This window comes from Histidinibacterium lentulum, from assembly GCF_003789055.1.
Classification (GTDB): Bacteria; Pseudomonadota; Alphaproteobacteria; order Rhodobacterales; family Rhodobacteraceae; genus Oceanicola; species Oceanicola lentulus.
Map to the genome: position 1 here is coordinate 350,785 of NZ_ML119082.1, position 19,650 is coordinate 370,434.

The following is a 19,650-nucleotide window of genomic DNA, read 5'->3' on the forward strand; positions in this document are numbered from 1 at the left end:
CGATGCGGTGAGCGGGCGGCGCGCGGGAGGGTGCCGCCCGGGGACCGGACGCCCGACGGCCGCGGCAGACGGGCGGGCCTGCGCAGACGGGCCGGAACGAGCGCGACCGGTCTTCAGCCCTGCCCCGCCGGCGCCGGCGTGGGTGTTCCGCGGCGGCGTCCGCGGAAATCCCCCGGAGCGTTCGGCGGTTTGCGCCCCGCCGGCGATGCGCTACAGATTGGCGAGGGGTTCCAACGGGAACCGGAGACCTTGGGGGTCCGATACTTGAGCCGTTCTGCCACCACCCGCCTTGCGACCCTGCTTCTGGCCTGGAGCCTGGCCGGTTCGGCGGGCGCCGTGACCGTGAGCATCGAAGCCGGACCCGACGAGGAGCTGGAGGCGGCGCTGGCCGGCGCCTCGCTGGTCCGGGAATTGCAGAGCCAGGGGGATGCGACCGCGCAGGATCTCGTCGCCGCGGCCCAGGCGGATTACCGGCGGCTGCTGACCGCGCTCTACAACGAGGGATTCTACGGCCCGGTCGTCTCGATCCTGATCGACGGGCGCGAGGCGGCGACGATTCCGCCGGTGGGCGGGCCGACGCAGGTGCAGAGCATCGCCATCCGGGTGGAGCCCGGTCCGGCCTTCACCTTCGGCCGGACCGAGGTGGCGCCCGTTCCGCCGGGGACCGATCTGCCCGAGGAGTTCGCGGCGGGACAGCCCGCGCGGACCGCCGTGATCCGGCGCGCCGTGCGCACCGGCGTGAGCGGCTGGCGCGAGGCGGGCCATGCCCGCGCCGAGGTGGCGGGCGAGGATATCGTGGCGGTGCATCCGCAGGAGCGTCTGGACGTGGCGGTGGCGCTGGCGCCGGGGCGGCGCTACACCTTCGGCCCGCTGCTCGTGAGCGGCAACGAGGATGTTCGCACCCGGCGGATCGTGCAGATCGCGGGCCTGCCCACGGGCGAGATCTATGACCCCGACGCGGTGCAGCGGGCGACGGAGCGGCTGCGGCGGACGGGAGCCTTCTCTTCGGTGGTGCTGCGGGAGGCCGAGACCGACGGGCCGGGCGACACGTTGCCGGTCACCGCGGAGGTGGTGGAACAGGCGCCGCGGCGGATCGGCTTCGGCATCGAGGTGAGCTCGATCGACGGGCTCGGGGTCTCGGCCTTCTGGCTGCACCGCAACCTCCTCGGCGGCGCGGAGCGGTTCCGGGCGGAGCTCGAGGTCGACCAGATCGGGCTCGACGGGGACCGGCCCGATTTCGGTCTGAACCTGAGCTTCTCGCGGCCCGGGACCTTCGGCCTCGACCGGGATCTCTATGCGACGCTGGAACTGGAGGACGCGGTCGACCAGCTCGTGGAGGTCCGCGCGGCCGAGGCGGAGCTGGGGCTGACGCAGCTCGTGGGAGAGGACCTGACGCTGTCGGCAGGCCTTGGCCTGCGCTACGCCGAGGTCACGACGGGGTTCTTCGATGTCGAATACCTGCTCGTCACCCTGCCGCTGAGCGCGACGCTCGACCGGAGGGACGATGCGCTGGACCCGGCGTCCGGCTATTATCTCGACGCGGAGGTGACGCCCTTCGTGGGGATCGAGAATGCCGAGAACGGCGTGCGGCTCTTCACGGATGCGCGGGTCTACCGCAGTTTCGGGGCGGAGAGCCGGCTGACCTTCGCGGGCCGGCTGCAGATCGGGTCGCTGTCGGGGCCGGTGGGCGTGGATGCGCCCACTGATTTCCTGTTCTACTCGGGCGGCGGCGGCACGGTCCGGGGACAGCCCTTCGAATCGCTGGGCGTCGAGGTGCCCGGCGGCGAGATCGGGGGCAATTCCTTTCTCGGCACGCAGCTCGAGGCGCGGTACCGGATCCGCGACAATATCGAGGCCGTGGCCTTCTACGATTACGGCATGGTCGGCGCGGACACCTTCGTGGACGAGGACAGCCCGTCCCATGCCGGGGCCGGGATCGGGGCGCGCTACCTGACGGGCGTGGGGCCGATCCGGGTCGATATCGCGACGCCGGTGAGCGGCGACAACGCGGGCGAGAGCGTGGAACTCTACATCGGGATCGGACAGGCGTTTTGAGTCATCTGCTGCGGGCCTTCGCCCTTCTGCTTCTTCTGATCGCCCCCTTCACCGCCGCGGCCCAGGGCCGGTTCGAGCAGGCGGAGGGGGAGGACGATCCGGGATACCTGGCGCGGCTCCTGCAGGACAACCTGTCGGGCGCGGGGCGGGACGTGCGGATCACCGGGTTCCGGGGCGCGCTGTCGTCGCAGGCCACCATCGAGCGGCTGAGCATCGCCGATGCCGACGGGGTGTGGCTGGTGGCCGAGGATCTGCTGCTGGACTGGAACCGGAGTGCGCTTCTCCGGCGGCGGCTGGACGTGAACGCCTTGAGCGCGGGGCGGATCGCGATCCTGCGGCCGCCGGTGACCGAGGAGGCGCCGCGGACCGCCCCGTCACGCCAGGCGACGCCGTTCACGCTGCCGGAACTGCCGGTATCGGTGGAGATCGACGAGCTTGCGGTCGAGCGTATCGAGATCGGCGACCATTTCATCGGCGAGCCGGTGGCGCTGACGCTGAACGGCGAGGTGGCGCTGCAGGGGGGCGAGGGCTTTGCCAACATCACCGCGCGGCGGCTCGACGAGACCACGGGAGAGTTCCAGCTTGCCGGGGAATTCTCGAACGAGACGCGGATCCTGTCGCTCGACCTGAGGCTGGAAGAGGGTCCGGGGGGCATCGTGGCGACGCGGCTCGACATTCCGGGCGCGCCGGCGCTGGAGACGGAGATTTCCGGCACCGGCCCGCTCGACGATTTCGCGGCGGAGCTGTCCCTGTCCACGGACGGGGTGCAGCGGATCGGCGGGAGCTTCACCCTGACCGCGGAGCCGCAGCCGGGCAGCGAGGCGCCGGTACGGGTCATCGCGCTCGACGTGGCGGGGGATGTGGCCTCTCTGCTGGCACCGGACTACGGCGCCTTTTTCGGCCCGGACGTGTCGCTGGTGGCGCGGGTGCGGCAGGAGCCGGAGGGCGGGATCGTCGTGCCGGAGCTGTCGCTTCAGGCGCAGGCGGTGACGCTGGAGGGTTCGCTGGTCATCGCCGAGGACGGCTGGCCGGTGAACTTCGCCCTCGAGGGTGCGCTGCGCAGCGACGGCGAGCCGCTCCTGCTGCCGATCGGCGGGCCGCCCACCTTCGTGGACGGCGGGCAGATCTTTCTCGCCTACGACCAGGCCGAGGGAGAGGACTGGTCGGGCTATGCCTTCCTCGAGGGCTTCACCCGGCCGGGGATCGACCTGCCGTCGGTAACGATCTTCGCGGACGGGGTGATCCGGCCGGACAGCGCCGAGGACCCGGACGGGTTCGCCAATGCTGTGCTGGAATTCCAGGCCACGGATCTCGAGCTGGACGACCGGGGGCTGTCGGAGGCCCTGGGCAGCAACCCGGCGGGCCGCGCCACACTGGTCATCAACGACGGCGCGCCGCTGAAGGTGGAGGACGTCTCCATCGCGAGCGCGGGGCTCGTGCTCTCGGGCGGCGCCGTCGTGGAGCAGGAGCCGCTTGCTCTGGCCTTCGCCGTCGAGGCGGAGGCGGAGGATTTCGGCCGCTTCGCCACGCTGTCGGGGCTCGAGGACCTGGGCGGCGCGGGGCTGATCGCGGCCGAGGGGCGGGTCAGGCCGCTGTCGGGCATCTTCGACCTCGGCCTGACGGCCCAGACGCGGGACCTGGAACTGGGGAACGAGCGGGTGGACCCGCTCCTGACCGGGGAGAGCACGCTGCGACTGGAGGCCTCGCGCGACGAGGCCGGCACGCGGGTGGAGCTTTTCGAGCTGCGCGCGGACCAGCTCTCCGCGGACGGGCAGGCCTTCGCCGCCGAGGGCGTCATCGACGCGGAGGTCTCGGCGCGGCTGGCGGAGCTGTCGGTCCTGTCGCCGGAGCTGTCGGGTCCGGGCACGCTGACCGCGACGGTGACGGAGCGGGACGGCGAGACGGTGACCTTCGATCTGGCGCTCGACGCGGCCACGGCGGATCTCGACGTGACGGGCACGGCTCTGGCCTCGGAGGACTACGCCGCGGATGTGCGGATCGCGGCGGACGTGGCGGCGCTCGCGCCGTTCTCGGAGCTCGCCGGGCGGCCGCTTTCGGGAGCGGCCGACCTCGTGATCGAGGGGCGGGTGGAGCCGGAGACGCAGTTCTTCGACCTGACCGCGGCAGGGACGACGCAGGACCTCGGCCTCGGGCTGCCACAGGTCGATCCGCTGCTCGAGGGCGCGGGACGGCTGGAGCTGGCGGTGGCGCGGGATGCCGCGGGGCTGACCCTGTCGCGGCTCGACATCGCCACCGGAGAGGTCACGGCGAGCGGGTCGGCGGCGCTGACCGAGGACGAGACGCGCGCGGCGCTCGAGGCGCGGATCGAGGAGGTCGGGCTGGTCCTGGACGGGCTGAGCGGGCCGGCGACGCTGGTGCTCGATGCCGAGGAAGTGCCGGGAGGGTCCATCGACCTCGCGCTGAGGCTGGCCGCACCGGCGGCGACGGTCACCGCGGATGCGGTGGTGGCGCCCGAGGCGCAGGACTACGCCACGACGGGCACGCTCGAGGCCAGGGTCTCGTCGCTGCGGGCGTTCTCGCCGCTGGCGGGGCGCTCCTTGGGCGGATCCGTGGCGCTCGATGCGGCCTTCGACCTCCGGCCCCTGGCCGGGGCGGGAACGGTCGACCTGTCGGCGCGGACCACCGATCTCGCGGTGGGCATCCCGACGGTGGACCGGCTGCTGCGGGGCCCGGGGACCCTGGAGGCGACGGTCTCCCGCACGGAGGCGGGGACCGTCGTGATAAGGGCGCTCGACCTCGACCTGCCGAACCTGACGGCGGATGCGGAGGCGACGGTGGAGGGCGCCACGGGCCGCGCCACCTTCGACGCGCGGCTGGCGGATGCGTCGCTCCTGGCGCCGGACCTGTCGGGACCGGTGACGGTGGGAGGCTCGGCGAGCCTCGGGGCCTCCGGGGCATGGCGGGTGAACGCGGATGTTGCGGCCCTCGACGGCGCCACGGCGACGGTCAGCGGCACCGCGGGACCGGGGAGCGCGCTGGACCTCTCGGTCACCGGACAGGCGCCGCTGGGCCTCGTGAACCCGTTCCTCGGCACGCAGAGGCTGACCGGAGCGGCACGGTTCGATCTGAACGTGGGGGGACCGTCGCTCGCGGCGATCTCGGGGCAGGTGTCGGTGACCGATGCGCAGCTCTCGCTGCCGACGCTGGGGCAGAGCATCCCGGATATCGACGGCTCGATTTCCCTGTCGGGCGGACGGGCGCAGGTCGATCTGACGGCGGCGGGGCCGGAGGGGGGCGTGATCCGGATCGGCGGGCCGGTCGGCCTGTCCGCGCCCTTCGTGGCGGCGCTGGACGTGACGGTCTCCCGGCTCGTCCTGACCGATCCGCAGCTCTATTCGACGGTGCTGGACGGGTCGCTCGGCATCGACGGGCCGCTGACGGGAGGCGGCACGATCTCGGGCGACATCCTGCTGGGACGGACGGAGGTGCAGGTGCCCTCCTCGACGGTCGGCGCGCTGGGCGAGTTGCCGGAGGTGCGGCATGTCCGGCCCGAGGCCGGCGTGCGCAGGACGCTGGAGCGCGCGGGACTGACGGTGGAGGGCGTGCCTGCGGGCGACGGCGGGGGCGGTGGTGGCGGCGGCGGCGGTCGCGGCGGCTTCGGCCTCGACATCGACATCCGCGCGCCGTCTCAGATCTTCGTGCGGGGACGCGGGCTCGACGCGGAACTGGGCGGCGAGCTGACGCTCGGCGGCACCACCTCGGACGTGCGGCCGGTGGGGGCCTTCGAGCTCAGGCGCGGGCGGCTCGACGTGCTTCAGCAGAGGTTCGACCTGACCGAGGGCCAGGTGCAACTTGCGGGCGATTTCGTGCCGGTGCTGCGCTTCGTGGCGGAGACCACCGCGCGGGACGGGACCGTGGTCCGGATCGTGCTCACCGGACCCGCCTCGGACCCGACGCTGGTGCTGGAAAGCGAACCGGACCTGCCGGAGGACGAGGTTCTGGCGCGGCTCCTCTTCGGGCGGAACATCAGTGCGATCACGCCCCTGCAGGCGGTGCAGCTCGCCTCCGCCGCGGCGACCCTGGCGGGACGCGGGGGCGGGTTCGTCGGCTCGATCCGGGAAAGCCTCGGGGTGGACGATTTCGACCTCACCACGGACGAGAGCGGCAATGCGGCGGTGCGGGTCGGGACCTACATCACCGAGAACATCTATACGGATCTGGAGGTGAACTCCCGGGGGGAGACGCGGATCGACCTGAACCTCGACATCACCGGGAACCTGACGGCGCGCGGCAGCGTGGAAAGCTCGGGCGAGACCTCGCTGGGGGTCTATTTCGAGCGGGATTACTGAGGCGCGCGACGGCGCGGGCGGCGGGCCATGAGCCGCAGAGCCCCGGCAGCGGCCGGGAAGCCGCTCCCGGGCTGTCGGCGAATTCAGTGGGTCCAGGCGCCGCGGCGGTTGGTGGCGAAATTCTCGCCATAGCCGCCGGGGCGGATGTTGGCGGAGCGGTCCTGGGGGTCCTTCACCACGGCGTCGATGCCGTGTTCGCGGGCGTAGGCCACGGCCTCGTCCCTGGTGTCGAAGCTGAGGCGGACCTGGCTTTGCGTGTCGTCGGAAGAGGTCCAGCCCATCAGCGGATCGACGTCGCGGCCGGTCTGGTTGGGGAACTCGAGGACCCAGCGTTTCGTCCGCGCGGCGCCGGAGGACATCGCGGTCCGGGCGGGGCGGTAGATACGTGCGCGCATGGGGGCCTCCCTCTTCGGCTGCGGGGGCGGCGGATGCCGACCCTCCGCCGGTGTCCCGGCGGTTATGGGGACGCCACGGAGCCGATGCAAGGGGCGGAACCGCCGCGCCCCTGCCCCGTTCCGCCGGAGAGGACGAGGGCAGCCCCGAAAGGAGCCCAAGCGATGAGACCGATCCTTCCCGTTGCCGCCGCCCTGCTCGCCGCCGGTCCGGCGCTCGCCGAGAGCCACATGTCGCAAGGCGGCTGGATCGCCGAGGTGCAGGGCCGCGACGGCGCGGCCCATGGCACGGTCACGGTGGAGCCCACGGCCTCCGGCACGATGGTGGTGGAGCTCGATCTCGCCGGTCTGCCGACGGGCACGCTGGCGGTGCATCTGCACGAGACCGGCGACTGCTCGGCCGAGGACTTCTCCTCCGCCGGCGGCCATATCGCGGGTGATGCGAGCCACGGCGTCGAGAGCGCGGACGGCCCGCATCCGGGCGATCTGCCCAACGTCCTGCCCGAGGAGGGCGGCGCGGTCCAGGTCCAGTTCTTCAATGACCGGCTCACGGGGGAGATGATGACGGACGCGGACGGCGCCGCCTTCGTGGTGCATGCGGGCGCGGACGACTACGAGAGCCAGCCCGCGGGCGACGCGGGCGACCGGATCGCCTGCGGCGTGTTCGAACCGCGGGAGTGACGCCCGCGGGCCGGGGTCAGCCGCCCCGGCCCGTCCGCTCCTGCAGCGCGTCGATGCGGCGCGAGGCCTCGGCCTTGGTCAGGTCCGGCTCGAAGGGCTCTCCGGCTTCCTCGCAGAGCGTTTCGAGATAGCTCGCCTGAGCGCCGGTCATCGGCTCGTCGCCGGTGACCCACTTGTCCACGGGTTTGTCGGCATTTCCGGGCGCCTCGCGTTTCGGGGCCCTCGTCTCGCGCGGATCGTCCATGACACCTGCTCCGTCGTGGGGTAGAGTTCATGCAATGTTCCACGCGCCGTCCGGTTCCCTCCTTGAACCCCCTGCGCCGCATCGCAGATAGAGCGGAAGACAAGGACCCTGCCCCATGCACAACAACCGCCCCGACGCCCTGCCCGTCCTGCACGCCCCCGCGCCGGACGTGCGTGTCCGCGAAAAGCTTGAGGGCGGGCGGCGATTCGTCATGCAGACGGAATTCGCGGCAGCGGGCGACCAGCCCACCGCCATCGCGGAGCTGTCGGAGGGGGTGACGTCGGGCGAGCGCAACCAGGTTCTGCTGGGTGCCACGGGCACCGGCAAGACCTTCACCATGGCGAAGGTGATCGAGGAGACGCAGCGCCCGGCGATCATCCTCGCCCCGAACAAGACGCTGGCGGCGCAGCTCTACGGGGAATTCAAGGGCTTCTTCCCGGACAATGCCGTGGAGTACTTCGTCAGCTATTACGACTACTACCAGCCCGAGGCCTATGTGCCGCGGTCGGACACCTACATCGAGAAGGAATCCCAGATCAACGAGCAGATCGACCGGATGCGCCACTCGGCCACCCGGGCGTTGCTGGAGCGGGATGACGTGATCATCGTGGCCTCGGTGTCCTGCATCTACGGCATCGGCTCGGTCGAGACCTACGGGGCGATGACCCAGGACCTCCATGTCGGGAAGTCCTACGACCAGCGCAAGGTCATGGCGGATCTCATCGCGCAGCAGTACCGGCGCAACGACCAGGCCTTCCAGCGCGGCACCTTCCGGGTGCGCGGGGATACGCTCGAGGTCTTCCCGGCCCACCTCGAGGACCGGGCGTGGAAGCTGTCGTTCTTCGGCGAGGAACTGGAGGCGATCACCGAATTCGACCCGCTGACGGGCGAGAGGACGGACACGTTCGAGCGCATCCGCATCTACGCCAACAGCCATTACGTCACGCCGCGCCCGACGATGCAGCAGGCGATCATCGGCATAAAGAAGGAGCTGCGCCAGCGGCTCGACCAGCTTGTGGCCGAGGGCAAGCTCCTCGAGGCGCAGAGGCTGGAGCAGCGGACGAACTTCGACATCGAGATGCTGGAGGCCACGGGCGTCTGCAACGGGATCGAGAACTACTCGCGCTATCTCACGGGCCGCGCGCCCGGCGAGCCGCCGCCGACGCTGTTCGAGTTCATCCCGGACAACGCCATCGTCTTTGCCGACGAGAGCCACGTCTCGGTTCCGCAGATCGGCGGGATGTACAAGGGCGACTACCGGCGGAAGTTCACCCTGGCCGAGCACGGCTTCCGCCTGCCCTCCTGCATGGACAACCGCCCGCTCAAGTTCGAGGAATGGGACGCGATGCGCCCGCAGACGGTCTTCGTCTCGGCGACGCCCGCCGACTGGGAGCTCGAGCAGGCGGGCGGGGTCTTCACCGAGCAGGTGATCCGGCCCACGGGTCTTCTCGACCCGGAGGTGGAGATCCGCCCGGTGGAGATGCAGGTGGACGACCTCCTCGACGAGGTGCGCCGGGTGGCGGCGAAGGGCTTCCGGACGCTGGCCACGGTGCTGACGAAGCGGATGGCCGAGGACCTGACGGAATACATGCACGAGCAGGGCATCCGGGTGCGCTACATGCATTCCGATATCGACACGATCGAGCGGATCGAGATCCTGCGCGACCTGCGGCTCGGGGCCTTTGACGTGCTGGTGGGGATCAACCTCCTGCGCGAGGGGCTCGACATCCCCGAATGCGGACTGGTGGCGATTCTCGACGCGGACAAGGAGGGGTTTCTCAGGTCCGAGACCTCGCTCGTCCAGACCATCGGGCGGGCGGCGCGAAATGCCGAGGGCAAGGTCATCATGTATGCCGACCGGATCACCGGGTCGATGGAGCGCGCGATGCGCGAGACGGACCGCCGCCGCGCCAAGCAGATGGCCTACAACGAGGAGCACGGGATCACGCCGGAGACGGTCAGGAAGAACGTCGAGGACGTGCTCGCCGGGCTCTACAAGGGCGACGTGGATATGAGCCGGGTGACCGCGAAGGTGGACGTGCCCACGGGCGGCAACCTGCAGGCGGTGCTGGAGGGGCTGCGGGCGGACATGCGCAAGGCCGCGGAGAACCTGGAGTTCGAGGAGGCGGCGCGGCTGAGGGACGAGGTCAAGCGGCTGGAGACGGTGGATCTGGTGGTGTCCGACGATCCGCTGGCGCGGCAGCAGGCGGTGGACAAGGCCGTGGGCGAGGCGCGCAAGGCCGAGGGGCGCTCGACCGCGGGCCGCGCCGGGCAGCGGGGCGGGAACGTGCAGCGGCGGAAGAAGCGGTAGGGGCCGGGGGGCGGCTCCGGGTGCGGGGGTGCGGCGTGGGGCAAGGGCCAGCGCGCCTTCGACGACGGCAAACCTGCGCCCCGGCGCGGACTTGCGGCGAAGCCGCCGCGCCTCAGGCCGGCGCGAAGCCCCACTCCGGCGCAGACTCAAGGGGCGCCGCCCCTTGACCCCGGCCCGGCGCTGGGCCCCCCTGAGGCCATGCGCATCAAGGGGGGATGGTCATGCCGCTGACAGGGTTCGATCACGTCAATATCCGCACGACGAAACTCGCAGAGATGATCGCCTGGTACGGCGAGGTGCTGGACCTACATCCGGGGCGGCGGCCGCCGTTCGCCTTCGACGGCGCCTGGCTCTATCTCGGTGGCACGGCGGTGATCCACCTCGTCGAATGCGCCGATCCCTGCGCCCCCGGGACAGGCGCTGTCGCTCGAGCATTTCGCTTTCCGCGCCAAGGGGATGACGGAGATTCGCGGGCGGCTCGAGGCGAAGGGCGTGGCCTACTCGGTCGATCCGGTCCCGGGGTTCCCGGTGGTGCAGATCAACCTCCACGACCCCGAAGGCAACCATATCCACATCGATTTCGACGCGGCCGAGGCCGAGGCGGCGTGACCGCTCTGGGCGGGCGCGGGCCGGGCGCTATCTCACGCCCATGATCCGCCGCGCGCTTGCCATCGCTGCCCTTCTCGCCGCCGGACCCGCCCTCGCGTGGGAGTTCACGGCGACGCCGGTCTGCACCCTGTCCCACGAGGCCGAAGGGTCGGCCTGGGAGGTGACCTACGATCCGGCGGCGGAGCTTTACGCCATCGCGATCACGCTCTCCGAGGGCGGCTGGCCGGAGGCGGAGGTCTTCTCCATCGGCTTCGCGGGCGGGCGGTCGCTGGTCATCTCCACCGACCGGCATGTGCTGTCCGGGGGCGGGGCCACGCTGACGGTGACGGACCGGGGGTTCGGCAACGTGCTCGACGGGCTCGAGTTCAACGCCGCGGCGCGGGCCTTCGCGGGGGACGGAGAGGCGCTCGCGGCGCTCGATGGCGCCGCGCCCGAAGTACAGGCCTTCCGCGCCTGCGTGGCGGGCGGACTGGTCTGACCGCGCTCTAGCTCCGCCGGATCGCCGCGACGAGGGCGAGGACGACGACGGCCCCGACTGCCCCCATCGCGAGGATCACCAGGGCGCCGCCCGCGGCCAGGGCCGTCAGGCCGAGAGCCGCGAGGACGAAGGGCGTGGCCAGCGCCGCGACCACGCCGAGGGCAAGGTAGAGCGGCCGGTTGCCGCCCGTCACGAGGGACGCGATCCAGCCTGCGGCGAGACCCACGAGTATGAGCAGGATCAGGGCAACCGTGCCCAGCGCGTCCAGCAAACCTTCCATCCTTGACCTCTCCCCGGTGCGTTGCCCGGGGGAAACCCGGTTACCAGCCTTCGGTTCCCGGCCCGCCCTTGACGAGGCCGCGCAGGTTGGGCGTGACCCAGCCGCCGTAGAAATCCCCCGGCTGGGGCGTCACCTCCATGGAGCCCACGAAGCAGGCGTCCATGGCATGGGCGTAGATCGCGAGGTGATCCTTCAGGGCCGCGAAACCGGGGGCGGGATCGGGATAGTCCCAGGCGCAGCGGGGCGCGGTCCTGCCGCCCGCGGAGAGCGTCCAGTAGCGCGCCCGGCCCTTCCACTCGCAGAAGGACCGCCCCGGCGCGGGCGCAATGTCGGCGAGGATGGCCGCGCGCGGGAGATAATAGGTGGGCGCGTGGTGGGTTTCGAGCACCCGCAGCGCCTCCGCCGTATGGACGATCTCCTCTCCCCCGAGGATCACGCGCAGCACCGCGCCCGCGGGCTCGATCCGCGGCGGGCGGGGGTAGTCCTGCACGGTCTCCGGGGCAAGCGCCATGGGCGGGAGCTAGCCGGGGGGCGCGCTGCGGCAAGACGGGGCTTGCCGGGCGCGGCGGCGGCGCCAATCTGGGGGGCATGGCAGAGCAGAGACGCGATCCGGTCAACGAGACCGACGACGAGGCACGGGCGCTGGCCCGACGGCTGGTGGCGGAGGCCTCGTACGGCGCGCTCGCCGTGCAGGATCCCGAGGGCGGCGCGCCGCTGGTGAGCCGGGTGGCGGTGGCGGCCATGGGCGGCCTGCCGGTGCTGCTGGTGTCGGACCTGTCTGTGCATACGAGGGCTCTGGCGGTGAACCCGGCCTGCTCGATCCTGCTGGGCGAGCCGGGGCCGAAGGGCGATCCGCTGACCCATCCGCGCCTGACCTGGGTGGGGTGGGCCGAGCCGGTGGAGAAGGCCGCGCACCGGGAGGCGTGGCTGGCGCGCCACCCGAAGGCGCAGCTTTACATCGATTTCAGCGATTTCCGGATGCTGCGGCTGGCGCCGGTCCTCGGCCTGCTCAACGGCGGCTTCGGCAAGGCCTACCGGCTGGCGTCCGGGGACCTGGTCTCCTGACCGAGGGCCGCGACCAGCGCCCGCACGCGGGCCTCGGAGGTCTGCCGCAGGCCCGGAGGCGCAAGGCCGAGGGGCGCGGCGGCCGGCGCGGGTCCGGAGCAGGAGGCGTGAAGCTCGGTGACGCCGGTCTCTGCAACGAGGCGGCGCGCATGGTCCGGGCCGACGCCGGCACCGGCCATCACGATGATGCGGCCCGCGGCGCGGCTGACGAGCGCGGCAAGACGCTCCCGCCCGTCCCAGGCGGTGGCGGCGCCGCCGCTCGAGAGGAGGCGCGAGAAGCCGAGAGCGATGGCCGCATCGAGCGCCGCGAGAGGATCCGGGACGACGTCGATCACCCGGTGGAGCGTGAGGGAGAGAGGCCCCGCCTCTGCGGCGAGCCTCCCGAGAAGGGGGACGTCGAGACCGCCCGAGGCGTCCTGCGCGCCGATCACCACCCCCTCGAGACCGGCGGCGCGGGCGGCGCGGATGTCGGCGGCCATGATCTCCGCCTCGGCGGCATCGAAGCGAAAGAGGCCGGCGCGAGGGCGGATCATCGCGTGGACCGGGATCGGCAGGCGCGCGGCCTCGGCCATGAGGCCCGCCGAAGGGGTGAGACCGCCTTCGGACAGCGCGGCGCAGAGTTCGATCCGAGCCGCGCCCCCGGCATGGGCGGCGGCAAGGCCGGCGGCGGTGTCGACGGGAACTTCGAGCGGGATCATCGGGCGGCCTCGGCGGGGGTGCGACTGTGCGGGTGATCCTCCTTCTGGGCGCGGCTGTCCATATGGACGGCCCCTCGCCCGCCCTGCGGGACCGGGCCGTGCATGCCGCACGGCTCTGGCAGGCCGGAGAGGCGGCCATGGTGCTGGCCAGCGGCGGGGCGCGCGCGGGACGGATGGCGGAGGCCGAGGCGGCGGCGGGCGTGCTCGGCGGAATGGGCGTGCCGGAGTCGGCGATCCGGCTCGAATGCGCGGCGCGGAGCACCTGGGAGAACCTCCTGTTTTCGCGGCCGATCCTTCGGGAGATGGGGGCGGCGGAGGTGCTTCTGGTCACGGATCGCCTGCACATGCCGCGCGCCCTGATCGCGGCGCGGAAGACCGGGGTGCGGGTGCTGGCGCGGCCCGCGGTCGCGGGGGGCGACAGGCGGCTCTGGCGGCTTGCCCTGCGTGAGGCGGCGGCCTGCGCGGCCTATGCGCTGCGGCGGCGGGAACCCGGCCGGGGGGCGGGACCAGACGGCGCGGGGCGGACCGGGCGGCGTTAACCGCGCCTTAACTGCGGGCGGTCTATGCGGGGTGGACCCTGCGGAGGGCCGCGATGCTGCGCCTGTGCCTGATGATCCTGCTGACCTGCGCCGGCGACGCCGCGGCCGGGCCATGGATGCGCGGCGAGGGGGAGGTGTTTCTTTCCTTCGGCACGAACGTGGCGCTGTCGGATACGGCGCAACGGCCGGTGCACTGGGACCCGACGGTCTATCTGGAATACGGGCTGACCCCGCGGCTGACCCTCGGCGCCGATCTCTACATCGCCAATGGCGACGAGGAGGAGACGGGCTCCGTCTTCCTGCGCTTTCCCCTGCACGCGGCGGAGACGGGCCTGCCGGTCTCGGCCAGCCTCGCCTACGGGCTGCGGCATGACCGGCTTGCCGACGAGACGGAACGGATCGCGCGGGCGGGACTGCATGTCGGGCGGCCCTTGCCGCAGGGCTGGCTGTCGGCCGACGCCGCGGCGATCTTCGTGCTGGGCGGCGACCGGACGGAGGGCAAGCTCGACCTGACCTGGGGCCGGTCGATATCGGAGCGTTGGACCGGCGTGCTGCAGATGCAGACCGGCATCGGCACGGCGGGGGATTTCTACGCCAAGGCCGCGCCCTCGGCCCTGATCCGGGTGACCGACCGCACGCGGATCGAGATCGGGGTCGTCCATGCGCTGACCGGCGACCGGGGAACCGGCCTGCGGATCGCGACATGGTGGGACTTCTGAGGCGGCGGCGCCCGGCTTGACACCTCCGCGGACCCGGTCCATTTAGCGGCCATCGGGGCCGTAGCTCAGTTGGGAGAGCGCGTCGTTCGCAATGACGAGGTCAGGGGTTCGATCCCCCTCGGCTCCACCAGATCCTTCGACAGCTGACACGGCAACGGTTCCCCGCGCCCTTCGCCGCGGGGTATCCGCGGCGTCGGGTTCCTGTCCGGCACAGCGGCTGCCATGGCCCAGGGCCGGGGCGGTCCGGTTGCGGGGAACTCCCGCCCGGCAGATCGGCATCGCACGGCGCGCGACGCAAGGAGAGGCGGCATGGCCGGGGTCCGGCCGATGGTCCCGGGCGGCCGCACGGGGGCGACCGCGGGGGAGGGCCGGATGTCCGTCCCGCCGGACCCGGGGCCGGCGCGGATCGGGCCGGCGCACCGCGGGTCCTGGGCGGTCTGACCGGGGGCCGCGCAAGGGCCTGATTTCCGGGCATGAATTCCGAAGCGGCGCGCCGGAGCGCATCGCCCGGCGGTCGGTCGCGGCAGCAGGTTCCCGGCGACGGCGCGCCCGGAGCGAAAGAGACGCCACGTTTTTCGGGATCGGCGGGAACATGGCTGCGACCGACCGGTTCGCCGGGTGACCTTGAACGGACCAGACCTGCCCTGTTCCGGACCGAGCGTGACGGCCCGACGTCGCAAGCTTCGGGCCCGCGCGGAAGCGACGGTCTGCCAGCAATGGAGATGAGCCGAATGTCAGTGATCATCTACAACCTGGCGAGCACGCTGCTTGCCCGGACGATCTGCGAGATCCTGAGCTCCGCGGGGACGCGCGCCGCCGAGCCGGTGGCGGGGCCGCTCGAGAGGCTCTGGGCGTCCGATCCGCCGGGCGGTGTGGACGTGGTGCTGCTCGATCCCTGCCGGCTGTCGCTGCCGGTCGAGGAGTTCGAGGAGCGGACCTGCGCCGCCTTTCCGCAGTGCCGGACCATCGCCTATCTGCCGCCCGAAGCGCAGCCGGTCGCGAAACGCTGCATCGCGGCGGGCTTTGCAGGGGTCGTGTCCCAGTCGAGCGAATTCGAGGTGCTGCAGGAGGCGCTGCGGGCGGCGGAGGCGGACGGCGTCTTCGTCGACGAGGTCTTCGTGGACGGCGGACGGCGGCTCCAGGATCCCTGCGCGGAGCATCTGAGCCCGCGGGAAAGGTCCGTGCTGGAAAGCCTTGCGCGCGGTTACAGCAGCAAGGAGATCGCGGGACAATTGTCCATGAGCGCGAAGACCGTGGAGACCTACAAGGCGCGCGGATTCGACAAGCTTGGCTACAGCCGGCGGCACGAGATCGTCGAGCACGCGATCCAGAACGGCTGGCTCACCTGAGGGGATCGCCGCGGTGCGGCATGTAGGGGCCTGCCCCACAGGCCCGCGCACTTCCCGACTTATGGCGGCCGGGGCCCGCCCCTAGGGTGCGGGCGAGAGCGGCGCGGGGCCCCTGCCCCGGCATCCGCACGACCGGGCAGCCGCCCCGACCGAGATCCGAAGAGCGTCGGAGGACACCTTGCAACGCGCCACGGCCACCAGCCCGGAGCCCGGACTGATCGGCGTGATCGACGAGAATCCGATTCTCGCCGAAGCGCTCTGTCTGCGGCTGAGCGAAGTGTCGCGGTTCCGTGCCTACAGCGCGGGCTGGTCGGACCCGTCGGACCTGCTCGATCTCGACCTGAGCCTGCTGATCCTCGACCCGGCGCAGGCGCCCGGCCCCCTCCCGGAGGTGGTGCCCGCCCTGCGCGCCCTGAACCCGGGGCTGCGGCTGATCGCCTACAGCTCGCGCCCCTCGGTGGCCTGTGCGCGGGACTGCGTGCGCGAGGATTTCCGGGCGTTCCTGACCAAGACGTCGAATTTCGACCAGCTGCTGCAGGCGGCCAGCGCAGTGGCCGGCGGCGGGATGTATTTCGAGCGGCGCTATGCGCAGGCTCTGGTGACGGCGGAGACGCAGGACCCGGCCGGGGACGCGCGGGCCTCCGATGCGGCGGGGGCCGGGCGGCTGAGCGAGCGCGAAGTCGAGGTGCTGCGACGGATCTCGCTCGGCATGAGCCAGAAGCAGATCGCGGCGGATCTCGAGGTCAGCCACAAGACGGTCGATACATACCGGGCGCGGGGGATGCAGAAGCTCGGTCTGAAGGACCGGAGCGAGCTCGTCCGGCACGCCCTCGAAATGGGCTGGATCGAATAGCGATCCGGCCGCGGCGCGAATAGGGCATTTCCAACAGACCAGGACGATTTTCCGGCGCCCCCTGCAGGATGCGGGGGCGCTTTCGTCGTGGGTCACCGCCCTGCGGCTGTGGGGTGCTGCCCTACGGATGTCCGGAGACGCGCGAAAGGTCGGGGGGAATTACCTACGGATGCCCGACACAATCCCGACTGAATAGCCGGCCGGAAACCGCCTAGCTTCCCGGCAAGCCGCGACCATTGCCGCGGCACTGACATGAGAAGAGGACCCGATGGCAAAAATCAGCGTATTCGGAATCGGCTATGTGGGCATCGTTTCGGCCGCCTGCCTTGCGCGCGACGGGCACGAGGTGGTGGCGGTCGATCTCGACCCCGCGAAGGTCGGGATGGTGAACGGCGGCCGGTCGCCCATCGTGGAGCGGGGGCTTGACGCCCTTCTTGCCGAGGTCGTGGGCGAGGGTCGCCTGCGGGCGACCACGGATGCGGGGGAGGCGATGGCGGCGACGGACGCCTCGTTCGTCTGCGTCGGCACGCCCAGCGCGCCGGACGGATCGGTGGGCCTCGATTACGTCGAGGCGGTGTGCCGCACGATCGGCGAAGGAATTGCCGGCAAGGAGAGTTTCCATTCCGTCGTGATCCGCTCGACCATCGTTCCGGGCACCATGGCGCGGGTCTGCATTCCCGCCCTGGAATCGACCTCGGGCCGGACCGCCGGAGAAGGATTCGGCGTGGGCTATTTCCCCGAATTCCTGCGCGAAAGCACGGCGATCGAGGATTATTATGCGCCGGGGCTTATCGTTTTCGGGGCGCTCGATCAGGGAACCGCGGATTTCCTCGGGGAGATCAACGCGCATCTGCCCTGCGTGTCGCATGCCGTCGATCTGTCGACGGCGGAGATGGTGAAATACACCTCGAACGCCTGGCGGGCGATGAAGGTGAGTTTCGCCAACGAGATCGGCAACGTGGCCAAGGCCTCGGGCCTCGACGGGCAGCTCGTCATGCGGCTTCTGTGCAGCGACACCAAGGTGGCGATGTCGCCGCATTTCCTGCGCCCCGGCTTTGCCTTCGGCGGATCGTGCCTTCCGAAGGACGTGCGGGCGCTGCGGGCGCTGGCCGGACGCACGGGCGTGGAGACGCCGCTGCTCGACGCGGTGCTCGAGGCGAACGCAGCGCAGATCCGGCGCGCGGAGGAGATGGTGCGCGCCTCGGGCGACGGGCCGGTCGGCATCGTCGGCATCAGTTTCAAGGCCGGGACGGACGACCTGCGCGAAAGCCCGCTGGCGAGCCTTGCGGCCCGGCTGATCGAGGCCGGCAAGGACGTGCGGATCTACGACCCGTTCGTCTCGCAGGCCTTCCGCGAGAGCGAGGCTGCGGCGGGCCGGGGCGACGGCGTGGTGCCCGACCTCAGCGCGCGGATGCTGGGCAGCATCGACGAACTGATCGACAGCTCGGAAGTGATCCTTGTCGGCAACAGCTACGACGAGGCGCGCGAGCCCCTGCTGAAGGCGCGGGACAGCAAGCCGATGGTGGATCTCACGCGGCTCGACCGGGAGGTGGTCTCCACCGGGCCTTACCAGGGCATCTGCTGGTAATCCGCGATGCTGGGCCACGCCGTCTATATCCTGGGCTTCGTCGCGCTGGCGGCCGCCGTCTGGGCCAGGGACCTCTCGGAACTGGGGTCCCTGGTGGCGGTGCTGGGCGTGATCGGGCTCTGGCGCTACAGCTGGGCGGGGATCAACTTCGGCCGGGCGGCGCTCTTCATCCGGCGGGTCTATCCGCGGATGAAGGCGCGGGCGGAGGCGGCCTACGCCCAACGGGCCGTGCCCGCCCACGCCTATTTCATGGTCACGACCTACAAGATCGACCTTCGGACGACGACGCGCGTCTATCGCTCGATCTTCGAGGCGGCGGCGCGGTCGCGGGGCGGGGCGACCATCGTGGCCTCGGTCGTCGACGGCGCGGACCTGCGCATCATCCGGGACCTTTTCGCCCGGATGGAGGCGGACATGTCCGGCGTGAAGCTGCTGATCGACCAGATCCCCGGCAGCGGCAAGCGGGACGCCATCGCGCGGTCGCTCAGGCTCATCGCGCGGGAATGCCCTTCGGCGCGGGACGTGCTCGTGTTCGTCGACGGCGACAGCTGCGTGCCCGGGGATATCGTGGAACGGTCGGCCGCCTTCTTCACCGATCCGGACCTCGGCGCGCTGACCACGGACGAGGCGGTCGAGATCGAGGACACGCCGCTCTTCCGGCAGTGGTTCGACCTGCGCTTCACCCAGCGGCACATGATGATGTCGTCGATGGCCTTCGGAGGGCGGGTGCTGACGCTGACGGGGCGCATGTCGATCTTCCGGGCGGATCTGGCGACGGAGCCCTCGTTCATCGCGCAGGTGCAGCACGACCATATCGACCACTGGCGGCTCGGGCGGGTCAACTTCCTGACGGGCGACGACAAGTCGACCTGGTTCTGGCTCCTGAGCCGGGGCTACCGGATGACCTACCTGCCGGATCTGCGCTCTGTCTCGATGGAGACCCAGCCGCTGCCCGGCTTCTTCGAGAGCGCCATCGCCCTGATGCGGCGCTGGTTCGGGAACATGCTGCGCACGAACGGCCGGGCGGTGGCGCTGGGGCCGCGGCGGATCGGGGTGTTCACCTGGTGGTCGATCCTCGACCAGAGGGTGTCGATCTGGACCACGCTGACGGGGCCGACGGCGGCGGTGCTGACCGCCATCTTCATCACTCCCGTCGCCCTGCCCGCCTATGTCGCCTGGGTCATGTTCACCCGCTACGTCTTCTGCTCGGTGCTGTCGCTGTTCCGCGGAGGCGGCTTTCCGATCACCTATCCGCCGCTTCTCTACTTCGGGCAGGTGGTCGGCGCGGCGGTCAAGAGCTCCGCCCTGTTCCGGCTCGACCGGCAGAAATGGACCCGTCAGTCGAGTGCCGCGAAGCGTGCGCCGCTGAGCACGGGCCAGAGGCTGCGGGCGGCCTCCTCCACCTACATGCAGGGGCTGGCCTACGCCTGGTTCGGCCTCGGCATCCTCCTCCTGACCGGTCTGCTTTGAGAACGAAGG

Annotated in this window: 18 protein-coding genes and 1 tRNA gene; 14 read left to right on the forward strand and 5 right to left on the reverse strand. The window is 71.4% G+C overall.

The window, feature by feature from the left end; all coding sequences use genetic code 11:
• Nucleotides 1-264 precede the first annotated feature (264 nt).
• Together EAT49_RS04715 and EAT49_RS04720 are read left to right on the forward strand one after the other, a co-directional pair.
• Nucleotides 265-2,055, forward strand: coding sequence for an autotransporter assembly complex protein TamA (locus tag EAT49_RS04715; protein ID WP_123641136.1), 1,791 nt, complete (start codon nucleotides 265-267; stop codon nucleotides 2,053-2,055).
• Nucleotides 2,052-6,365, forward strand: coding sequence for a translocation/assembly module TamB domain-containing protein (locus EAT49_RS04720; protein ID WP_123641137.1), 4,314 nt, complete (start codon nucleotides 2,052-2,054; stop codon nucleotides 6,363-6,365). Before EAT49_RS04715 ends, EAT49_RS04720 begins: the two co-directional genes overlap by 4 nt.
• 83 nt (nucleotides 6,366-6,448) lie before the next feature.
• On the opposite strand, the gene EAT49_RS04725 is transcribed toward EAT49_RS04720, so the two are convergent.
• A complete protein-coding gene (locus EAT49_RS04725) occupies nucleotides 6,449-6,760 on the reverse strand; it encodes an ETC complex I subunit (protein WP_123641138.1) in 312 nt (103 codons plus the stop codon).
• A gap of 162 nt (nucleotides 6,761-6,922) precedes the next feature.
• Here EAT49_RS04725 and EAT49_RS04730 point away from each other — a divergent pair, with 162 nt between their 5' ends.
• Entirely contained in the window at nucleotides 6,923-7,438 is a 516-nt protein-coding gene (locus tag EAT49_RS04730; protein ID WP_185020643.1) for a superoxide dismutase family protein, read from the forward strand.
• 16 nt (nucleotides 7,439-7,454) lie between these two features.
• Here the strand turns inward: EAT49_RS04730 and EAT49_RS04735 are convergent, their stop codons facing one another.
• Nucleotides 7,455-7,682, reverse strand: a complete 228-nt coding sequence (locus EAT49_RS04735) for a DUF3072 domain-containing protein (protein ID WP_123641140.1) — start codon at nucleotides 7,680-7,682, stop codon at nucleotides 7,455-7,457.
• Between the two features lie 115 nt (nucleotides 7,683-7,797).
• Here EAT49_RS04735 and uvrB point away from each other — a divergent pair, with 115 nt between their 5' ends.
• The 3 genes from uvrB to EAT49_RS04745 all read left to right on the forward strand — a co-directional run bounded on the left by uvrB (nucleotide 7,798) and on the right by EAT49_RS04745 (nucleotide 11,080).
• Complete coding sequence (gene uvrB / locus EAT49_RS04740) at nucleotides 7,798-9,993, forward strand: excinuclease ABC subunit UvrB (RefSeq protein WP_123641141.1); 2,196 nt, start codon at nucleotides 7,798-7,800, stop codon at nucleotides 9,991-9,993.
• A gap of 456 nt (nucleotides 9,994-10,449) precedes the next feature.
• On the forward strand, nucleotides 10,450-10,602 hold the full coding sequence (locus EAT49_RS21060; protein WP_185020644.1) for a hypothetical protein: 153 nt from the start codon (nucleotides 10,450-10,452) through the stop codon (nucleotides 10,600-10,602).
• Nucleotides 10,603-10,642: 40 nt separating this feature from the next.
• The gene (locus EAT49_RS04745) at nucleotides 10,643-11,080 is read left to right on the forward strand and encodes an excinuclease ABC subunit B (RefSeq protein ID WP_123641142.1); all 438 of its coding nucleotides are present in this window, start codon (nucleotides 10,643-10,645) and stop codon (nucleotides 11,078-11,080) included.
• Between the two features lie 7 nt (nucleotides 11,081-11,087).
• On the opposite strand, the gene EAT49_RS04750 is transcribed toward EAT49_RS04745, so the two are convergent.
• Both EAT49_RS04750 and EAT49_RS04755 read right to left on the reverse strand, forming a co-directional pair.
• A complete protein-coding gene (locus EAT49_RS04750; protein ID WP_123641143.1) occupies nucleotides 11,088-11,360 on the reverse strand; it encodes a GlsB/YeaQ/YmgE family stress response membrane protein in 273 nt (90 codons plus the stop codon).
• Nucleotides 11,361-11,400: 40 nt separating this feature from the next.
• A complete protein-coding gene (locus EAT49_RS04755) occupies nucleotides 11,401-11,871 on the reverse strand; it encodes a DUF427 domain-containing protein (protein WP_123641144.1) in 471 nt (156 codons plus the stop codon).
• A gap of 77 nt (nucleotides 11,872-11,948) precedes the next feature.
• On the opposite strand from EAT49_RS04755, the gene EAT49_RS04760 reads away from it, so the two are divergent.
• Nucleotides 11,949-12,425, forward strand: a complete 477-nt coding sequence (locus EAT49_RS04760; protein ID WP_123641145.1) for a HugZ family pyridoxamine 5'-phosphate oxidase — start codon at nucleotides 11,949-11,951, stop codon at nucleotides 12,423-12,425.
• On the opposite strand, the gene EAT49_RS04765 is transcribed toward EAT49_RS04760, so the two are convergent.
• Nucleotides 12,392-13,123, reverse strand: coding sequence for a copper homeostasis protein CutC (locus tag EAT49_RS04765; RefSeq protein WP_123641146.1), 732 nt, complete (start codon nucleotides 13,121-13,123; stop codon nucleotides 12,392-12,394). The two genes, EAT49_RS04760 and EAT49_RS04765, sit on opposite strands and share 34 nt — an antisense overlap.
• Nucleotides 13,124-13,149: 26 nt before the next feature.
• Here EAT49_RS04765 and EAT49_RS04770 point away from each other — a divergent pair, with 26 nt between their 5' ends.
• From EAT49_RS04770 to EAT49_RS04800, 7 genes are all read left to right on the forward strand, one after another.
• The gene (locus EAT49_RS04770; protein ID WP_148078727.1) at nucleotides 13,150-13,662 is read left to right on the forward strand and encodes a YdcF family protein; all 513 of its coding nucleotides are present in this window, start codon (nucleotides 13,150-13,152) and stop codon (nucleotides 13,660-13,662) included.
• A 53-nt stretch (nucleotides 13,663-13,715) separates the two neighbouring features.
• Nucleotides 13,716-14,381 (forward strand): hypothetical protein, encoded by a 666-nt coding sequence (locus EAT49_RS04775; protein ID WP_123641148.1) that lies wholly within the window; start codon nucleotides 13,716-13,718, stop codon nucleotides 14,379-14,381.
• A gap of 54 nt (nucleotides 14,382-14,435) precedes the next feature.
• Nucleotides 14,436-14,511, forward strand: a tRNA-Ala gene (locus EAT49_RS04780).
• Between the two features lie 601 nt (nucleotides 14,512-15,112).
• Entirely contained in the window at nucleotides 15,113-15,730 is a 618-nt protein-coding gene (locus tag EAT49_RS04785) for a response regulator transcription factor (RefSeq protein ID WP_185020646.1), read from the forward strand.
• Nucleotides 15,731-15,908: 178 nt separating this feature from the next.
• On the forward strand, nucleotides 15,909-16,583 hold the full coding sequence (locus EAT49_RS04790; RefSeq protein ID WP_123641150.1) for a response regulator transcription factor: 675 nt from the start codon (nucleotides 15,909-15,911) through the stop codon (nucleotides 16,581-16,583).
• A gap of 268 nt (nucleotides 16,584-16,851) precedes the next feature.
• Nucleotides 16,852-18,171, forward strand: a complete 1,320-nt coding sequence (locus EAT49_RS04795) for a nucleotide sugar dehydrogenase (RefSeq protein WP_123641151.1) — start codon at nucleotides 16,852-16,854, stop codon at nucleotides 18,169-18,171.
• 6 nt (nucleotides 18,172-18,177) lie between these two features.
• Entirely contained in the window at nucleotides 18,178-19,641 is a 1,464-nt protein-coding gene (locus tag EAT49_RS04800; protein WP_123641152.1) for a glycosyltransferase, read from the forward strand.
• The last annotated feature ends 9 nt before the right edge of the window (nucleotides 19,642-19,650 follow it).

Coding starts and splice junctions, on each gene's coding strand:
- EAT49_RS04795 (WP_123641151.1), top strand. CDS start 16,852: ATGGCAAAAATCAGCGTATTCGGAATCGGCTATGTGGGCATCGTTTCG.
- EAT49_RS04775 (WP_123641148.1), top strand. CDS start 13,716: ATGCTGCGCCTGTGCCTGATGATCCTGCTGACCTGCGCCGGCGACGCC.
- EAT49_RS21060 (WP_185020644.1), top strand. CDS start 10,450: ATGACGGAGATTCGCGGGCGGCTCGAGGCGAAGGGCGTGGCCTACTCG.
- EAT49_RS04750 (WP_123641143.1), bottom strand. CDS start 11,360: ATGGAAGGTTTGCTGGACGCGCTGGGCACGGTTGCCCTGATCCTGCTC.
- EAT49_RS04760 (WP_123641145.1), top strand. CDS start 11,949: ATGGCAGAGCAGAGACGCGATCCGGTCAACGAGACCGACGACGAGGCA.
- EAT49_RS04745 (WP_123641142.1), top strand. CDS start 10,643: ATGATCCGCCGCGCGCTTGCCATCGCTGCCCTTCTCGCCGCCGGACCC.
- EAT49_RS04765 (WP_123641146.1), bottom strand. CDS start 13,123: ATGATCCCGCTCGAAGTTCCCGTCGACACCGCCGCCGGCCTTGCCGCC.
- EAT49_RS04735 (WP_123641140.1), bottom strand. CDS start 7,682: ATGGACGATCCGCGCGAGACGAGGGCCCCGAAACGCGAGGCGCCCGGA.
- EAT49_RS04725 (WP_123641138.1), bottom strand. CDS start 6,760: ATGCGCGCACGTATCTACCGCCCCGCCCGGACCGCGATGTCCTCCGGC.
- EAT49_RS04755 (WP_123641144.1), bottom strand. CDS start 11,871: ATGGCGCTTGCCCCGGAGACCGTGCAGGACTACCCCCGCCCGCCGCGG.
- EAT49_RS04800 (WP_123641152.1), top strand. CDS start 18,178: ATGCTGGGCCACGCCGTCTATATCCTGGGCTTCGTCGCGCTGGCGGCC.
- uvrB (WP_123641141.1), top strand. CDS start 7,798: ATGCACAACAACCGCCCCGACGCCCTGCCCGTCCTGCACGCCCCCGCG.
- EAT49_RS04730 (WP_185020643.1), top strand. CDS start 6,923: ATGAGACCGATCCTTCCCGTTGCCGCCGCCCTGCTCGCCGCCGGTCCG.
- EAT49_RS04785 (WP_185020646.1), top strand. CDS start 15,113: ATGTCAGTGATCATCTACAACCTGGCGAGCACGCTGCTTGCCCGGACG.